At 32.7% G+C, this 18,383-nt stretch carries 14 protein-coding genes and 1 tRNA gene; 5 read left to right on the top strand and 10 right to left on the bottom strand.

Translation table 11 applies throughout. From position 1 onward, the window contains the following. The first annotated feature begins 207 nt into the window (after positions 1 to 207). Entirely contained in the window at positions 208 to 363 is a 156-nt protein-coding gene (locus AC6EIZ_RS04945) for a hypothetical protein (RefSeq protein WP_498512863.1), read from the top strand. A 428-nt stretch (positions 364 to 791) separates the two neighbouring features. Further along, positions 792 to 2,459 carry a glycosyltransferase family 4 protein gene (locus AC6EIZ_RS04950; protein ID WP_498512865.1) on the top strand — a complete coding sequence of 556 codons (1,668 nt, stop codon included), beginning with the start codon at positions 792 to 794 and terminating at the stop codon, positions 2,457 to 2,459. Positions 2,460 to 2,910: 451 nt separating this feature from the next. On the opposite strand, the gene AC6EIZ_RS04955 is transcribed toward AC6EIZ_RS04950, so the two are convergent. Then, complete coding sequence (locus AC6EIZ_RS04955) at positions 2,911 to 3,327, bottom strand: hypothetical protein (RefSeq protein WP_498512867.1); 417 nt, start codon at positions 3,325 to 3,327, stop codon at positions 2,911 to 2,913. A gap of 446 nt (positions 3,328 to 3,773) precedes the next feature. On the opposite strand from AC6EIZ_RS04955, the gene AC6EIZ_RS04960 reads away from it, so the two are divergent. Next, positions 3,774 to 4,259 carry a DUF2214 family protein gene (locus AC6EIZ_RS04960; RefSeq protein ID WP_498512869.1) on the top strand — a complete coding sequence of 162 codons (486 nt, stop codon included), beginning with the start codon at positions 3,774 to 3,776 and terminating at the stop codon, positions 4,257 to 4,259. On the opposite strand, the gene AC6EIZ_RS04965 is transcribed toward AC6EIZ_RS04960, so the two are convergent. The 5 genes from AC6EIZ_RS04965 to AC6EIZ_RS04985 all read right to left on the bottom strand — a co-directional run bounded on the left by AC6EIZ_RS04965 (position 4,221) and on the right by AC6EIZ_RS04985 (position 8,180). Further along, on the bottom strand, positions 4,221 to 4,691 hold the full coding sequence (locus AC6EIZ_RS04965) for a hypothetical protein (protein WP_498512871.1): 471 nt from the start codon (positions 4,689 to 4,691) through the stop codon (positions 4,221 to 4,223). The genes AC6EIZ_RS04960 and AC6EIZ_RS04965 overlap by 39 nt on opposite strands. Before the next feature lie 44 nt (positions 4,692 to 4,735). Continuing rightward, positions 4,736 to 5,146, bottom strand: coding sequence for a hypothetical protein (locus tag AC6EIZ_RS04970; RefSeq protein ID WP_498512873.1), 411 nt, complete (start codon positions 5,144 to 5,146; stop codon positions 4,736 to 4,738). A 42-nt stretch (positions 5,147 to 5,188) separates the two neighbouring features. Beyond that, the gene (locus AC6EIZ_RS04975; protein WP_498512875.1) at positions 5,189 to 5,683 is read right to left on the bottom strand and encodes a hypothetical protein; all 495 of its coding nucleotides are present in this window, start codon (positions 5,681 to 5,683) and stop codon (positions 5,189 to 5,191) included. A 130-nt stretch (positions 5,684 to 5,813) separates the two neighbouring features. Then, positions 5,814 to 5,886, bottom strand: a tRNA-Ala gene (locus tag AC6EIZ_RS04980). 290 nt (positions 5,887 to 6,176) lie between these two features. Further along, complete coding sequence (locus AC6EIZ_RS04985) at positions 6,177 to 8,180, bottom strand: carbamoyltransferase C-terminal domain-containing protein (protein ID WP_498512877.1); 2,004 nt, start codon at positions 8,178 to 8,180, stop codon at positions 6,177 to 6,179. 1,260 nt (positions 8,181 to 9,440) lie between these two features. Here AC6EIZ_RS04985 and AC6EIZ_RS04990 point away from each other — a divergent pair. After that, on the top strand, positions 9,441 to 11,798 hold the full coding sequence (locus AC6EIZ_RS04990) for a tetratricopeptide repeat protein (protein ID WP_498512879.1): 2,358 nt from the start codon (positions 9,441 to 9,443) through the stop codon (positions 11,796 to 11,798). A gap of 7 nt (positions 11,799 to 11,805) precedes the next feature. Here the strand turns inward: AC6EIZ_RS04990 and AC6EIZ_RS04995 are convergent, their stop codons facing one another. The 4 genes from AC6EIZ_RS04995 to AC6EIZ_RS05010 form a co-directional block, all read right to left on the bottom strand. Beyond that, positions 11,806 to 12,165: a hypothetical protein gene (locus AC6EIZ_RS04995; protein ID WP_498512881.1), complete on the bottom strand. Its 360-nt coding sequence runs from the start codon at positions 12,163 to 12,165 to the stop codon at positions 11,806 to 11,808. A 318-nt stretch (positions 12,166 to 12,483) separates the two neighbouring features. After that, the gene (locus AC6EIZ_RS05000; RefSeq protein ID WP_498512883.1) at positions 12,484 to 13,419 is read right to left on the bottom strand and encodes a GNAT family N-acetyltransferase; all 936 of its coding nucleotides are present in this window, start codon (positions 13,417 to 13,419) and stop codon (positions 12,484 to 12,486) included. Next, positions 13,416 to 14,267: a methionyl-tRNA formyltransferase gene (locus tag AC6EIZ_RS05005; protein ID WP_498512885.1), complete on the bottom strand. Its 852-nt coding sequence runs from the start codon at positions 14,265 to 14,267 to the stop codon at positions 13,416 to 13,418. The genes AC6EIZ_RS05000 and AC6EIZ_RS05005 overlap by 4 nt, the downstream gene beginning before the upstream one ends. Positions 14,268 to 14,709: 442 nt before the next feature. Then, entirely contained in the window at positions 14,710 to 14,961 is a 252-nt protein-coding gene (locus AC6EIZ_RS05010; protein WP_498512887.1) for a hypothetical protein, read from the bottom strand. A 697-nt stretch (positions 14,962 to 15,658) separates the two neighbouring features. Here AC6EIZ_RS05010 and AC6EIZ_RS05015 point away from each other — a divergent pair. Continuing rightward, positions 15,659 to 17,950, top strand: coding sequence for a tetratricopeptide repeat protein (locus AC6EIZ_RS05015; RefSeq protein WP_498512889.1), 2,292 nt, complete (start codon positions 15,659 to 15,661; stop codon positions 17,948 to 17,950). The last annotated feature ends 433 nt before the right edge of the window (positions 17,951 to 18,383 follow it).

Here is an 18,383-nt window from a genome sequence, read left to right on the forward strand (position 1 = left end):
ATTCTTAGAAGAAGTTAGATTATTTTGTAATGGGTTTTACTGGCAACGAACTAATAAAGGCTGCTGATTTTTTACATATTGAATCAAGTACAGGTTTATTCATACTGTTTTTATTTTTAAGTGCATTGCTAGCCTTTTTTACATTAACTTTTACTTATTTATTTATTGACACCCCTTTAACATCAAAAATTATTGCAAAGAGATGATATGAAATCAGCTTCTGAAGAACTTAAAAAACTCAGATTAATGGCTGAAAAATCATTAATAAAAACTGATGAGCTAGATAAAGTACTTGCTCAAGTTGAGGCGTCACTTGGACGAACTGAAGCCAGAAAGGTTTCAGTTAAAAACAACAGTACTTAATTAATAATCAGTGAAATCTATTGAGAAGTTCTCCTTCCTCTTGAGTTGTATTAAGAGTCCGCAGCCAAACCAGCTAGTGAAATAATTTGTCTTGCACAGGCAGCAACTCCACTTGATATGATCTGCATTCAATTATTATACGCTCAATACATTATTTTTCGAGCTTCATTGCATAAAGGGGTCAGCGATTCAAGTCCCCCTTAGCTAAATTAAGATTTCTTTTGTTTAGCAAAAATATAGCGGAGTATGAGCGGGAGTTGAAGATTACGGTATAACTAAAATGAGATCACTTATTGGCTCATAAATCATTTCTCCGGCAAATGAAAAAAATCAAGCATATATCTCTTTCATTAGGAAGTGGTATACAAACTATTTCATGTAATCTTCCCAATAAGGTAATGTATTCTCAACTTTAGGTAAATTATAGAATGGAAGATTTTGAAAATAACTATAAAAACTATTCGGCAACATTAGTATTAGCTGAGGATAGTTTTGATTTAACAAGCAAGCAATTATTGGGAAGGAGAGTCGCAGGTATAAATATAGTAAAAGGAATTACAGAGAACTTAAAAAAAAACGAGCAATTAAATATATTCACAGATAGCAATTCAGCTAAAAAAAAATTAGAAATCCTGTTAAGTGATATTCAACCTAAAGAATCAAAAATAAATATTATGACAACACTTTCAATAAATGATCTGAAAACATTATTTATACAAGATCCAAATATTGTAAAATATAACGCTTTAAGATCTGGAGCTAAATCCAATATCTTTTCTATTGTAGGAATGATACATACATTAAGTAGCACAACAGCAATTCAAAGTATTCAAAATACAGTTACGGGTAATATTGAAGATTGGGATGCTTTAATTTGTACTTCTACGTCTGGTAAAAAAGTCGTTGAACGAATAAGAAATTATCATCATGAGTCGTTAGAAGAAAAATTTGATATGATTTTACCTAAAAAGAAATCAATTAAATTACCTATAATTCCACTAGCAGTAAAAGATTTCCTAACCGATAAGAGCACCACAAGACAAGAAAAAAGAATAAGAGCAAGAAATACTTTGAAACTTCCTAAGGATTCTTATATAATTTTGTATTTAGGTAGATTATGTGCACATGCTAAGGCTCATCCATTAAGTCTTTATCAGGCAGTTTCTAAAACTGCAATGAGCTGTTTAGATAAGAATGTTATTCTCTTGGAATGTGGTGTTTTTAATAATAAATATTCAGAAGAAGCATATAATGATCTAGCAAGAAGAACTAAAAAACTTAATTTGAAGAGGCTTGGTGGCCTTAGAAATGCAACAGAAGAAGAAAAGGAATTAGCATTAATGGCTGCAGATGTTTTTGTCTCTCCCTCTGACAATATTCAAGAAACATATGGCATAACTGTCGTAGAGGCAATGTCAGCAGAATTACCAGTTATTATTAGTGATTGGAACGGATATAAAGACTTCGTATTAGATGGAAAAAACGGTTATCTAATTCCAACAAGTTATTATTTAGGTTCAGAGAACTCATTAGATTATATCGATATTCAATATCAATTAGGATTAATAAATCATGATTATATGATTGGTCTAAGAAGTATGACTACTTGTTTAGACTACAATTTAATGGCAGAAAGACTAATTTTCCTTGCAAAAAACCCACAAAAAAGAATTGAAATGGGAGTAAATGCAAAAAAATATTGGAGATCTAGATTCTCCTGGGACATAGTACAAAAACAACTACGCGATTTATGGACTGAATTATATATTGAAAGAACAAAAGGAGCTTCAACTAAAAATCAGAAAGCCTTTTTACCATCTATTAAATACTTATTTGATAATTATGGAACTAATGAGATAAAAATAAATAATAGTAAATTAAAAGTTAATAGTGTTAACCCTGATATTATTAAACATAGATTACATGATTCTCTTTCAAGGATTATAGTTGGAACCTCTATCGATAATCTAATAGAGTATTTAAATGAAAATCAAATCTTACATATAAAAGATCTATCTCATATTGGAATATCAAAAGAAAAGCTACCATTAATTATTTCAATGTTAACAAAATTCGGAGTAATAGAGTACAAATAACCTTATTAAGGCATAAATAAACTCTCAAATAATTAATAGAGTTACATATCCAATAGAAATAAAAAATTCTATTATTATGCTTTGTTGCATAATTCATTTTAATTGCATTATAAGCCATACAACATTTCCAAATGGATACACATTAATGATAAACAATATAGAGAATAAATATAAAAAGCATAGCTAAATAAATCATATGACTTTCTTTTGCATAGGCAAAGCAAATGATTTTTTGTTTTTATCATTAATGATTCCTTATAAGAATTTCAAACAGAAAACCTAGTAAAATATTAATTTTTAGCATTATAAGTCCACAATCGACATATCAATTTATCGGTTAAGTGTTGATTTTAATAAATTTTTCTTAATTCTGATTTGAATTTGTTTAGAGCTTATACTAAGAAAATAAATATCAAGTGCAATTAATTCCTGCAAAAACTTATCCAATTGCTCATTTTTTGTTAATTTTTCCTGATGATTCTTGATCTACTGAGAGATAGTAACTTTTAAATTCAAGAATACCCCTTTCTCCTAATAAGTTGATTGGGTAACCACATTTTTCTACAACTGCTGTTCCTATCTCTTCCGCAAGCAATTCTTTATCTATATTGTTGTAACCTTTTCTTTTATTAAATACTTGATTGCTTTCTTTAAAAGAAAAATTCATCGCACTTTCCTTTGAAAGACCAAATGCTATTGAGTTGCAATATCTTTTGGTAAAGTCTTTTGACACTTTTTGAATTAATATAGGAGTTTCATTTTCTTTCGCAGAGACTATTCTTACATTAAAAGCTGTTATGGATGAAGCTATAATAATAAAAATGATAGCCAATCTTCGTATTTGTCTGTTGAATTGATTTTTAATCACTAGATTGATTTCTATATCTTTGTATTCTAGTATTTTAAATAACTTTTAAATGATAACAAATAAAATATTTATCTTACTGAAATGTATTTATTTAACCAACTTTCTATTGTTATTATCTTCAATGCAGAAATCGCCATCTACGTTTATTAAGAATGTAATCAGACAATTATGCAAGGTCTTTCAATATCTATCTAATTTCGTAAAGGCTCGATGCAATTTGAATTTTCAATATAAAGTATATTTGACTTACTTATTTGACTGATTTTCTTAATCACATTTTTATCAAAACTATAGACTAATGATTCTTTATCTTTAATTATTTATCTATCTTTAAGAGAATGATATTTTCAGGAATTGCGGCTTATCAATCTTTTTCTTATAAATCAACCACCCATCCTCTGTGCCTAATGTTTTTTGCTATTGTATAATTTGTTCGCACTAACGTGATGTCGATTGGATTAGTCCTTCCTCCTGACTTATTAAAATCGGCATCTGTTGCGTATATCCATTACCTAAGCTTTATGGTTTGTTTTGGAGCGTTGTTATTTGAACGTATTTCAATAAAGCCAAATCCAAACAAACAAGAAGCTATATCTATGGTTATTGCAGACATTATTTATGGGATCGCAGGCATAGCTCTCTTGGTTAGCGGAGTATATAGAGTTTTAAAGTTTGGTCAGGGTTCGGAATTTTATACTCAAAATCCTGTTTTCTGGATAAAGATAGTAACTTTCGCTTTGGTTGGTTCTCTATCTCTTTACCCCACAGTTACATATGTTTTATGGGCAATACCTCTTAGTAAGGGAACTATTCCAAAAGTTACCCAGAATTTAGTTTCAAGATTAAAGTTAATAATTAATATTGAACTCATTGGTTTTGCTTCAATACCATTTTTAGCAACCATGATGGCTAGAGGTATAGGCTTGGCTTGATATGCACGCCCAGATGCGCTCATCCTTTTCATCTTTGTCATTAAGCCAATCAAGCATGATGATCTGACTTGCCTCTGCTGTTAGAGCATTACTACCTCGCGCAGCATTGGAAGCTCTCTGATCTGATCGACCTTTTGATGAGTGATGAAGAAGGATAGAAGTTGCTCCAGTTGGAGCAATCGCTTCAGTCAAGAACCGAATAGGTTCAGTCGCATCTGCATGGTTTTCATCTAGTCCCATTCCTGAGATTAAAGATCCAAAAGCATCTAAAAGAACTACTGCGTTTTTGTGTTTTTCATATAGGTCATAGATCTTTTCAATGCCTTGCTCATTTAAATGGATCGGCTTTGCCTTATGCCGAAGAGCCTTTACAGGATCAACGATTTTCTTTTTATCGTCTCCTGTCTTAACCATCAATCCAACAGGAACCAAAATTTCAGACCAGTCTCTTAATGGTTGATCCGTTCCAACAATAATTATTGGTCTTTGACACCATTAACAGACTTGCCTAAACATTCAGAGCCAAAAGATAAGGATCCTAAAAAAGCACTTATTAAAGAACTTTTCCCAACCTTTTGAAGAGCCGTAACTATGGTTAAAGTTTCCAAAGCTATGAGTTCATCCCATAGCCAAGATTCATCTTTGATCTCTAGTTCTATATCGGGGAGTTCTGGATCTGAAGTTCCCCTAAGTTCTGATCTGGCTGCATCAAAGATTTGGAATAACTCCTTATCTCTAATAAGAAGATCCAGCTCACTAGCAAGTGAACGCAGGTAAGTATTGCGTTTAAAAGGTGGGACTTTATCCCGCAGTAATTGAAGTGCGAACTCCTGTAGTTGTTGAATACCAGCCTTGTCAGAGTGGAATTTTTCGTAAGAATCACGCATAACTCTTACTCCTTCTGCGCTTCTGTTTTTCAGGTATAAAAATCAAGCAATCCTGCCTTTTTTTACACAGACATAACCATTAAACACCTGCATAAGCCTTATCGGCCCATGTCTTAGCTCTGCATCAAAAGTGTTCCCGCGCATGCAAGAAATCATTCCATCGGCCTTTTGGCCACACCAAAGATTTGAATCTCTTCCGCAAATCGGCCAAACATCAAGTCTCTTAAAATCGCCGCTTGAGTGATGACGACTTTTACCAGAACTACGAGTTGCAATGATCGCTCTTCTTTCCATCTGCTTCACCCATTCCCAAACTTCATCGGGAAACTCCATCAGCTCATCAGGGCCAAGGTCGTACCAGATGCAAGTGTCATCGTCTGGATGATCTCCTAGGACAATTACTTGTCGTTTATGCGATAGAAAAATTTCTAACGCTTCACCTTTTTCATTCTCTATTGGATCCTTGGTTTTAACTTTATTTTGAAATTCGCCACGAATTAATTCTTTTTCCTGAGAATCTGTGGTCTTAAATAACAATTTAAAGCGGCCAAATTCGTTCTTTCGATGAATTTGCCAAGTTGGATATTTGAAAGGATTAATTCCAATATCACAAGCAAACTGAATCGCAAATTCCCTGAAATCTATTGGTGTGACTGAGAAAACCTAATGGAGCCAAGCGGACTCGAACCGCTGACCCCCTGCATGCCATGCAGGTGCTCTACCAACTGAGCTATGGCCCCAAATCGTTGACATGAGAGTGATTGCAATCAATCTCAAGCAACATAACCATTATACTTCACCACTCAAATATACCCAAATACACCCAGATATACCCAATGTGCGGTACATTCTGCGGTAAATCTGCGGTAAGCTCTTTGTAATATACGCGGGTCAATTATTACTGTTTGGAATAATAAATTTGTTTATTTTTAATACTATAATCATACAATGATTATAGCTAAGCATTCTTCTTTAAATAAAACAATAGTATTTTTAAAAGTTTTAATTTCTTTCAGAATTTGCATAGCTATTAGCAATCTTTCCTTGTATATCTTTTGCCATTCAAATAAAGAACATCTAACTTTGTTCTTAAAAGAAAATCGACAGCTTCCTTAGGTTTCTCAATGATAGGTTCTTTGGGGCCATTAAAAGATGTGTTGAGTACTACTGAGCAACCTGACAGTGCTTTTAAATGCTTGAGAATTAAAAATAATCCCCCAGTCTCCTCTGTTACAGTTTGTACCCTCGCAGATCCATCTACGTGAGTAACAGCTGGAATGTCATTTGTTTTTACTTGAGCAGTAAAGAGCATATATGGGGATTCTTTTTGTAATCCTCGAAAATAGATGTTCATATCTTCTTTTAGAACAGCAGGCGCAAATGGCCGCCAGTTCTCTCTTGATTTGAGAGTATTCATTCTTTCTAAATTCTCAGCGAATGAAGCGTTTATTAATAGAGAACGATGACCAAGCGCACGTGGTCCAATTTCACTTCTTCCCTCGAACCAGGCAATAATTTTGTTTTCACTTAGGTCTTTAGCTGCTAATTTCTCTATTTCATTTACATCTTCTATATTTATTTTATCTTGAACATTGCTTGCTGCAAAGTTGATATTTTCATCACTATAAGTTAAACCGAGATATGGTAACAAACGTAATGAACTTTGTGAGATTTTTAAACGTGGATTTTCTAAAATATGATGATAAACATATTTTGCAGCGCCTAAGGGCAATCCACTATCATCACAATCTGGTGGAATAAAAATGTTATCAAAAGGGCCTTCATTTACTAATCGAGAATTAGCAGGGCAATTTAAACTTGTTCCACCTGAAAAGCAAAGGTTTTCAATTTTAATCCCTGAGTTAAGTAACATTTTTCCAGCACATTCGGTGGCGTACAAAATTGTTTCTTCAAATACTTTTTGTGTGCTAGCAGCTATATCTACGCAAATTGATTCAAGTATGCGATCGGTATTTCCAATAGGGCTTAAATCATAATTTTTTAACTTTGCAATATTTATGCAATGATTTAACCAATCATTCAATGGATTTTTAATACCATTTGAAATCCAATCATATCTATTCCCAACCATTGATCGAGTAAAGAAAATAGGCCTACCATAAGGAGCCAGCCCCATAAGCTTCCCTGAGGCACTGCCTATATCAAAGCCAAGAAAAGCGCCAACATTTTCATATAGATCTCCTATCGCAAGATGATGCGGAAAAATAGGTGAAATTTTATTTGAATTTCCAAAAAATATCATTCCATTTAGTGGACCTCTATTATAAAAACCACCATCATGTGTAATAACTGCGGCTCTATCGTTAGAAGTTGCAAAAAAAGCAGAGGCTGCGTGAGCTATATGGTGCTGAATAGCTACCCCAGGGATGCTGAGACCCTTTAGATTAATGCGCATGGGATAATGAAAAATATTATTTAGGATTTGCTGTTTATTTGTTGTTAGAAGCGAGCTTAAATTTAATTTCGAAATATCTTTTAATCCAAGCTCTTTTTTCCAAATATCTACTTCGGGAAAATCACGTAAAGATTTTGTTATGCCAAGATCAATCTTTTCTGTATATTTATATTCAGGAAATCTACGAAGTAAATAATTATCATTATTATTTTTATTTTTATTAGAGTAAATTTTCTCAATCGCAAAGCTTGCAAGCATTTTGGAAAACTGTTCCTCATGTGGCTTAATTTTTTCATGAAAATATGAGTTTAATTTCAAGTCTGGATGTTCACCATATTCGATTTTAAATTCTTCTGGACCTTCAACCCAAATAAGTTCGTATGGTTGAGTTGAAGTTATTGCAATAAGATCTATATCTTGAATAGTAAGATTACAATTATCTAATGCTTTTTCAATCAAAGAGAAATTTAATCCAAAAGAATTTTTCACACGATTTTGGCGTTCCTTCAGTAAATGAATTCTAGGTACACCTTCTTCAAGAATTGCAATGCCAGCATCATGGCCAAAATGTAAACCAAGTATAATTTTCTTCTTTAATTTTTCTTTGATTTCTAGCACTTAAGATTTTTTTTGACTAAATACAATCTATACCACCTATGCCATCTATAATCATCTATATAATTAATATAAGACGAATAAGTAATAACATATTGAGTATTAATTCTCTTATTGAGAAGTCTCTGAGAAACCATCTGATGCATTAGACCCAAGCTTGATTCTTTTCTATTGTTGAAAGGGCGGAAGTCATTGCTTCTGCGACAGTTAAAAAATCAGAGTGAATGACTTTAGTCATTTGAGACTTTCTAGGCGTTGCTATTTGGCGTGAATGTATAAATCTGATCAACCGAATAAGTAGCCAAATTAATAATCAAAATAGCTGAAAAACCCAATAATTACAATTAAAGTACACCTTTTACTTGGGTTCTTATTTATGATTTAGACTCCCATTGGCAGCTCTTTTCTATATTATTTAGTGATTAGTTATTAAAGCCAAAAACTGCAATAATCAGAGGTATAGACTGAACAAGCTTACATAACAAGTTTTTAGAGTGATGCGGTAAATTGTGCGGCAATTATCTATTACTTAACGAGATAACCTAGTGATTGCAATGACTTCTAAGGGTTTGATGTTCTGCATGCCATGCAGGTGCTCTACCAGCTGAGCTATGGCCCCAATTCGTTCTAAACGCTGTGTTATCAATAGTTCTCAAGGAATTTATAGTTAAGGTAAAAAATCACTTGATAGTGCTTGATAGTGGCTGAAATAGCAATTCTGCGCAACAATATGGGCAATGGATTACCAATCACAGAGTGGCTTTTAGAGCTGATTGGCAGAAAATTCTGCGCAAAACCATCAAACTCGAGAACGGCGAGGGATGGTCTCTTCGCGGAATAGAGATAAAGGGCGTCCCTCAATCTCAAGTATCTCTTAGACTCTGAGAAAATGGCCGTAGAGAAACTACTTTTATTCCTTACGAATGGAACAGTCGAAACTAAACCAAGATTACTACGGCGGTTGCAGAACTAAAAATGTTTTTTGATGATCGAAATCTAAGCATTAAAGAACTGAGAAATTTAGACTTGGTCAAAGTGAAGAAGTAAATGCAGTAAGAGTTATCAACTGGGATTGCGGAAAAGGCCCCCATAGTGGCGCATATTGCAATAAAAATGCTCAAAGACATAATGGGGCTGAACTAATTACTTCTTTTTCATATGGATCGACTATTAATTAGTTTGAAGAGGATCAATTTATTTTTAAAGTCTAATTTTTATTGCAATGTATAATTCTAAAAATAGATTCTTATCAAAACAAATAATTTGACCAGGGGAAAAAGAAATCAAAAACAAGCAGGCTTTGTAGTCAAAACATTCCCCGTTCCATTTGCTTTGATAGAAAAGCAAGAGCATATTTCTATTTCAACTAACACTCCTTATAAACCTTCAAAGGAACAAGTAATCAATCAAGCATTTAATTTTCATTCACAAGGAAATATTCAAGAAGCAACAAAATATTATAAAAAGATAATAAATCAAGGATGTAATGATCACAGAGTTTTTTCTAATTATGGAGCAATGTTAAAAGGTATTGGTAAATTAAAAGAAGCAGAATTATATACTCGAAAAGCAATTGATATTAAACCTGATTTAGCAGATCTATATTATAATCTGGGGATCATTTTGAAAGATCTTGGTGATTTAAAAGAAGCAGAAGTATCTACTCGCAAAGCAATTGAACTTAATCACAATTTCACAAATGCTTATGCCAATTTAGGGGAAATATTGAGTAAACTTGGCAACTTAGAAGAAGCAGAAACCTCTACTCGAAAAGCAATTGACTTGAATCCTAATTATGCAGAGGCGCATTCCAATCTTGGGATGATTTTAAGAGCTCTTGGCAACTTAGAAGAAGCAGAAACCTCTACTCGAAAAGCAATTGACTTGAATCCTAATTATGCAGAGGCGCATTCCAATCTTGGGATGATTTTAAAAGCTCTTGGCAACTTAAAAGAAGCAGAACTCTCTCTAAGCAGAGCAATTAAAATTAATCCTGATCTCACTGACGCGTATTCAAATCTTGGAAATATATTGAGAGATCTTGGAAACTTACAAGAAGCTGAATTGTCATACCGCAAAGCAATTCAACTAAGTCCTAATTCCGCAGAGGCACATTCGAATCTGGGAACGATTTTGAGCAAGTTTGGCAAATCACAAGAAGCTGAATTATCAATTCGCAAAGCAATTGAACTTAAACCTTCTCTTGCAGAGGCTCATTTAAACTTAGGAGGCATATTGAATGAACTTGGCAATCTCAATGAAGCTATAAATCACTATAAGAAAGCGATAAAATTTAATAATTCACTATCAATTGCCAAGGCTGGTTTAATTAAAACCAAAGGAAGAATATGCGATTGGAGTAATCAAGACATACAAACAAATTGGCTGAAGAATCTTGGTATTGAAGGGTCTTGTGTTTTACCATTTAGCTTACTACCTTACCAAGATAATCCCTTAAAGCATTTAAAAAGAGCACAAAATTTATACCAACAAAATCACTATCAACCAGAATATTCAATCCCCTTATCAAATAACGAAAAGATACACATTGGCTATTTCTCTGCTGATTTTAAAGATCATCCTGTCATGCTTCTTCTTGCTTCAATACTTGAATTACATGATAAAGAAAAGTATAAAATATCTTTATACTCTTTTGTCGAAAAAGAAGATGAATACACTGAAAGAGCAAGAAAGTCTGGATGCATATTTAAAGATATAAGCAAGTTAAATCATATCGAAGCTGTAGAATTGGCTAGGGATGAAAAAATTGATATTGCTATAGATCTAATGGGGTATACAAGACATAATAGATTTTCTATATTTTCTTCTAGAATCGCACCCATTCAAATCAACTACCTTGGCTATCCAGGTTCAATTGGAACAAATAAACTTGATTATATAATTGCTGATAAAATTGTTATTCCAGATGGGCATGAAAGATTTTATAATGAAAAAATAATAAGAATGCCTAATTGTTATCTATGTACTGACGATAAAATGGAAATAAGCAAAGATTGTATTTCACGTAAAGATTGTAATTTGCCTGATAAAGGATTTATATTTACTTGTTTCAATAGTCTAAAGAAAATAACACCAAATGAATTTGATATATGGATGAGATTACTAAAAAAAACAAACGACAGTGTGCTCTGGTTAAAAGGACAAAATAAAATGGCAATTAATAACTTATGCCTCGAAGCTGAAAAAAGAAATATAGATAAAAATAGATTAATATTTGCAAATAATCTACCATTAGACAAACATTTAGCAAGGCATTCTCTAGCGAGTTTAGGTCTTGATACTTTTGCTTTTAACGGCTGCTCAACATCAACTTTTGGACTATGGGCAGGGATGCCTATCCTAACAAAGCAAGGAAAAAGTTATGCCGCAAGATTCACTTCTAGTCTTCTTAATACGATGGGTCTTAGTGAATTAATTACTTATAGTGAAAGTGAGTACGAAGAAAAAGCTTTATATCTTGCTCAAAACCCTGAAAAATTAATAAGCTTAAAATCCAAATTAGACAGTGCAAAAGAAACATCACCTATGTTTAATTCAGAGTTATTTACAAGAGATTTAGAAACTAAATATGTTGAATTAGTAAAAAGTCATAGTTTTTGAACTGATACTAGATTTTTCTATCTCTATTGTTATACGAAGAATCAGCAGCTAATCCAGCCAATGAAATTATTTGTCTTGCACAGGTAGCGTCACCACTTGATTGGTTATTAATAGGTCCTTTTTGCATACCTTCTTCGAGATTTACGAGTAGTTTCGCCACCATTTGCGGCCTCTCAATATTGATCTCTTCAAAGTCTTGAACAATCAAATCCATTGCCATCGCAGTAATCCTTCGAGCTTGTCTTCTGCTTAATGCATACTCTTCGGTCACTCGGGTCGTTACTACGGTGCAACTATGCCCCAGAGCAAGTAAGTCAGCAGCCTTAGAAGTCCTAACTTCCATTTCTTGTTTAGTAGCTTTTTTCACATTCGGCCTCAATTAAATGAATGTTTAGCTCTCAGTTCATCATCACGATGCACTTAGCTAATTCGGGTAAAAATTCGGGCATCAGATTCCAAGCGTTGTTCTCTTCAATCGAGTTGAAGCAAGCCAACATTGCATCGGCACAAATCAAGATATCGTTATGGATTCCCTTATTCATTAGGTAGGAACCTTGATCATTTCTTCGAAGAGCATTTCTGAGGATTTTTCAGAAGTTGCATATCTAATCCTGTTTTCAACGAAACATAAATATTCATAAGAAATTAGTCTTTCTAATTGATTAATTAATTAACTATCTTAACTTTAAATAATTAGTTCATATGAATCATGTGTAACAGATCTAGCTCCAAAACCCTCTTTTTGATTAATTAAACCAATATTCAATAACTTACCTGTCTTTTCAAGAGATGTGCCGAAGGAAAAATATTTCTTATGCATATAAGTTTCGTTAAGGAGTCTATCGATAACTAGATCAAGAGCACCTAATCCTCTCCCTTCATCTGAATTTGCAAGATATTGAGTGTGAACAATCTGCTCATTCTCAAAAAGCAAGGTGCCAGCTAATAATTTTCCCTGTTTCTTTGCAACATATAACTTTATATTATTCGGGAACATATTTGACAATTTTATAATTTCATCAAGGCTATGAACAGGTTTAACATTATGATGCTTTTTTAAAATCTTTTCCAACAATTCCCAGTATGAGGAGTAATCAAATGTTTTTTCAAAAATTAATCCATTTTTTATTGCTTTTTTAACTGATCTTTCACGCCTTTCTTGGTATTTTATTTTGTTTAATAGGTTAATAGTAGAGGTGACATCTCTTCTGATTAAATTGAAATTGTTTATAAATAATGCATAAAGATCTTCTTCTGAAGGCCTTAAGTGGTAAATGTGTGGAGAACATTTATAAACTATTCTTTTGATATCTTTTTGAATACAAAAAAACCTTAGTCTTTTAAAGATTTCTAACATGATTTCTGTTCTCATATTATTGCCAATAATAAATCCTCCAAATGTGAGACCTTGATGAGAAATAAGAGTTTTATCTCTTATATTCGCAGGCAATAACGCTATAAGAGAGTCCTTATCATCAAATATGAGTAAAGAAATATCCTCAAATCTATCTGAGTGATATTCTAGATAGTCTCTCTTAAAAAAGAAATGACCATTCTTTGATTCATCAAGGAAGGTATCCCACAATTTTTTATAAGATAGGTTGTATATTTCTAATCTCAAAGTCTTTTTCCTATTTTAAGAATATCACCTGCGAATAATTTTTCTTTTGTTGTAAAGTCTCGTAGCAAATTAATAATTAATATTCCCTCAGAGGTTTTAATATAAACGTCGTTATTTTCAATATTTATAACCGTTCCTGTATGCATCCTATATGTTGTCTCAATTAACTTGTGATTAATAATTTCGTAAAGATTGTTTTTAAATTTTATTATTGGCAAAGGATATGGCTCTACGAGAGCTCTAAACATAGCAGAAATATAATCATTACTTGCGTTGAAATCTACCATACAATCATTTAGATTTCTTTTGGTAACCCAAGTCGCTTTTGATTTATCTTGCTTTACAGGAATTATTTTTTCTTCTAAGAATCCCAAAACAACTCTTCCCAGATTGGTTGCGATATAATCGTCAAATAATATCATTATTTCTTGCGAAGTCTGAAATTCGTACTTTATTTTAAATTGTTCTAAAATATCTCCATCATCAATATATTCATTCATTAAGTGAATAGTAAAACCTAGTTCCTCTTCCATATTTAATATTGCCCAGGCAAGAGCATGCAAACCACGGTATTTTGGCAATAAAGAGGGATGGGTATTAATTATAGTTTTGTTTTTTAAAAATTCTTTTGGGATAATCTTTGTATATCCTGCACAAACTATAAAGTTAGATTCAATTTCTTCAATTAATTCAACGGATTTATCATTAGGCCTCATCATACTTTTTATTTTTTTGTCATTTGTTAAGGTCTCAATTTTCTCAAAATATAAACTAAGTGAACGAAAAGCAGCTATACCTCCATGGCCTTCAGCAAGGAGAGCAATTTTAAATTCTGAAGGTATTGTCAATTTTTAAATGAGTAGAGGAATGCATTCTGTAAGAAAATTAATTATTTATTCTCGGTGGTCTGCTGTTTAGTAGTTATTAAAGCAGATACAGCTTTAATCTAATTAAGATTCTGTTTAAGTCTAGTTTTCGTAAGATAGTTTGATTTTGAGCTCAATAATATTTATGATAATTAATTTATGGAAATAAGAAAAAATATTTTTGTGATTGTCCTGACTAAAGAAGGATTAGATATATCTAGAGGAAAATCAAAGCGATCTAATAACTCAAAGCGAGTAAAGAATTACTAAATACGATATTTCCGAAAAACAATTTAGCTTTTTATACTCAAACTGAATAGCCTATCAATCTTTGTGGATTATCTGTTTAATCAATATGAAATCATTGATTTGGAAATTCCAATTTCCTCCAATATCCTGTACTAAGTCCCAAATAAGCACCCAATTATGGATCGTTAGCTTCAATCATTGAGCGCAAAGTCATCCCGATTTCTTCACTATTAACAGGCTGTCCGTAGTTTCTTTTTGGCAGCAAGTTATTAGAGACCCCAGAGATTGATCTAATTCTGTTTTCAATAGAAACGCTCTTATTCTCAGCAGCTTCTACTTCTTTAAAAGCTTTTCCAATTTCAACTTGAAGTCCGTCTGGACTGCGGGTTGCTGAGGGGATCGAACTCTGGGGGGTTGGGTCTGTCATCGTCAGTATCAAAGTGTTTTTGGACGAGCTGCTCTTCCCGAATCGAGACGAGAACAGCATGAGCAAATAAGGTTTTGCTCCTTTCGGCTCTACCTGATTTAGTCATTTACAGAGATAAAGTTATAAACAAAGTAGCACAAATCCTTTATAGTTACTGTAGAGTCATACCTCATACCTAGGTTAGATTTTACGATGTGGGCTGCCTTTGGTGGCTCTTTTTTATGTATAAACAAATAAGAAATAAAGTGGTAAAATATAGATATAAACTGAATAGTTCTAATTAATCTTGATATGGATATAGTGCGCACCTTGATGCGCATAACTTTGTAATACTTAGCTCTAAACCCAGTAATAGCAAAACTTTACAAGCGAAAATCAACTGCCTTCTAAGCAGTGGGCCGCAAGTTCGAATTCAGCAGGGAGCGTCCTGAAAAGCTAGTGAAACAATAGACTTCAGAAATCGATGAAATTCTTTGATTGATCTTGATATGTCTTGTTAATTGCTCATACTGCAATGCCGCACCAAAATATCAAGGTTGAAAATTTACGTGGATAACTAGTTACTCCAGAAGGGCGCAAAACAAACGTTTGTAGAAGACTTGCAATATGTATTTGCAACTGGTCAAGTCTTTTAACGGTTAAGACTATCTAAGGTATAAGATATTTATAAAGTTTCCTGCTTATCAAGCAAATAGATGTGAGGGAAAGAGAGAAAGATCAAAATAAAAACAGCCCCGAGGTAAAAACTTTCTCAGTTCCATTTGCTTTAGAAGAAAATAAAGACAATATTACTGCTATTACAAATACTCCTTCTAAACCTTCTAAACCTTTGCAAGAGGAGTTAATTGATCAAGCATTAAAATTTCACAGACAAGGAAATATCACAGAAGCAACCAATTATTATCAACAAATAATAAATCAAGGATGTAATGATCACAGAGTTTTTTCTAATTATGGAGTGATCTTAAGAGGTATTGGTAAATTAAAAGAAGCAGAAAAATACTATCAAAAAGCAATTGAACTGAGTCCTAATTCAGCACAATTATATTATAATTTAGGGATGATTTTGAAAGATCTTGGTAAATCACAAGAAGCAGAATTATCACAACGAAAAGCAATTGAATTGAATCCTAATTTCGCAAATGCTTATGCCAATTTAGGAGAAATATTGAGTAATCTTGGTAAATTAAAAGAAGCAGAATTATCACAACGCAAGGCAATTGAACTTAATCCTGATTTCTCAGATGCTCATTTAAACCTAGGACTCATATTGAGAAATCTTGGCAACTTACGACAAGCAGAATTATCTACTTGCAAAGCTATTGAATTGAATCCTAATTTTGCAAATGCTCACTTAAACCTAGGAATCATATTGAAAGATCTTGGTAACTTACAACAAGCTGAATTATCTACTCGCAAAGCTATTGAATTGAATCCTAATTTTGCAAATGCTCATTTAAATCTAGGAATCATATTAAAAGATCTTGGTAACTTACAACAAGCTGAATTATCTACTCGCAAAGCTATTGAATTGAATCCTAATTTAGCAAATGCTCATTTAAACCTAGGGAACATATTGAAAGATCTTGGTAACTTACAACAAGCAGAAATCTCATACCGCAAAGCTATTGAATTGAATCCTGATTCCGATACTGCTCATTTAAACCTAGGTACCATATTGAAAGATCTTGGAGACCTACAAGAAGCAGAAGAATCAACTCGAAAAGCTATTCAACTTAATCCTGATTACGATACTGCTCATTTAAACCTAGGTACCATATTGAAAGAACTTGGCAACCTACAAAAAGCAGAAGAATCTACTCGCAAAGCAATTGAATTGAATCCTAATTTAGCAGAGGCTCATTCAAATCTAGGAAATGTATTGAGAGAGATTGGGCACTTAAAAGAGGCAGAAGAATCTACTCGAAAAGCTATTCAACTCAATCCTGATTCCGCTAATTCTCATACCAATCTGGGATTGATTTTGATAAGGCAAGGCAAATTAAAAGAAGCAGAAATATCTCTACGTCAAACAATTAAAATCCATCCTAATCAAAATATCGCCTATGAAGGATTGGGTCAGCTATTTCAAAACAAGGGGGAATTAGACAAATCAAATCAGTCCTACAAACTTTTTCTATCAAAAGAAATAACACAAGAAAAAAGATTATTATCTTTAATTATGATTATCCATAATGAAATAATACAAGGTAATTTTGAAGATGCCTCAATAAATCTTAGGGAGATACAATCTATACCACATCTCTATCCATTAAATAAAATAATAACTTCGGAACAATACTTACTCCATCGATATTTAAAAGGTCTTAATCTACTGTATGAAAATATAAAAGCTATAAAGATTGACTTTACCTTAGATAGAATACCACATATAGGAGATAGTCATTGCCTAACATTTTCTCATCATACTTTAAACCTTGGAACATCTAAACAAAGAATACAACCAGCATATATAGTTGGGGGAAAGGCTTTTCATTTTTCAAAAAAATCTAAAGATAAATCCATACAATCTTTTTTCAAATCACAAATCGAAAATTATGTTGATAGCAATAAAATTCTAATTTCTTTTGGTGAAATAGATTGTCGAAAGAATGAAGGTATACTTTCTTATTCGTTAAAATACAGAAAAGATATGATAGAAGTATGTAAAGAAACAATCAATGGATATTTAGATTTTATGGAAGAAAATCTTTCCCAAAGATTTAACAAAAGATATTATTTTGGGACTCCAGCTCCTACAATCTCAGATCAATATATTGACGAATTAGATAAAAAAAGGCTTGCTATAATTCGAGAGTATAACAAGATAATAAAATCAGAAGTTCTCGCAAGAGGGTGCTATTTTATTGACTCTTATAAACTCACATCGAAAGATGGTTACAATAATAATTTATATATGAAAGATGAATTTCATCTTCATCCGAAAGCTCTCCCTATTTTATTCGAAAAATACCTTTGCGAACCTTAAAGATTTAAAAATAGCTCTTTTTCATTGGTTTAAGCATAAAGATATATCTATCTATATCAGTTTGTTCGCAAGGGATTGAATGGCACTATATCTAGGGTTATCAGATATGTGCTCAATTATGCGCGCTTTACATTGTGTAAGTTGCTTTTAAGGGGTTACTTTTGCATCTATAACTAGGATATTCAGGAAATTTCGAGCTTCATGGCATGCAGGTGCTCTACCAGCTGAGCTATGGCCCCAATTCGTTCTATACACTTTGCTATCACAAGTTCTCAAGGAATTTAGAGTTAAAGTCAAAATCACTTGATAGTGTCTGAAATAACAATTCTGCGCAACAAAATGCGCAATGAAGTAGCAATCACAGAGTGGCTTCTTGAGCTGATTGACAGAAAATTCTGAGCAAAACCATCAAACTCGAGAACGGCGAGGGATA

The organism is Prochlorococcus sp. G4PB16 (assembly GCF_059772465.1).

Bases quoted from the DNA above. Each gene is read 5' to 3' on its own strand.
- AC6EIZ_RS04945 (WP_498512863.1), top strand. From the start codon at position 208: ATGAAATCAGCTTCTGAAGAACTTAAAAAACTCAGATTAATGGCTGAA.
- AC6EIZ_RS04950 (WP_498512865.1), top strand. From the start codon at position 792: ATGGAAGATTTTGAAAATAACTATAAAAACTATTCGGCAACATTAGTA.
- AC6EIZ_RS04960 (WP_498512869.1), top strand. From the start codon at position 3,774: ATGTCGATTGGATTAGTCCTTCCTCCTGACTTATTAAAATCGGCATCT.
- AC6EIZ_RS04970 (WP_498512873.1), bottom strand. From the start codon at position 5,146: ATGCGTGATTCTTACGAAAAATTCCACTCTGACAAGGCTGGTATTCAA.
- AC6EIZ_RS05010 (WP_498512887.1), bottom strand. From the start codon at position 14,961: ATGACAGACCCAACCCCCCAGAGTTCGATCCCCTCAGCAACCCGCAGT.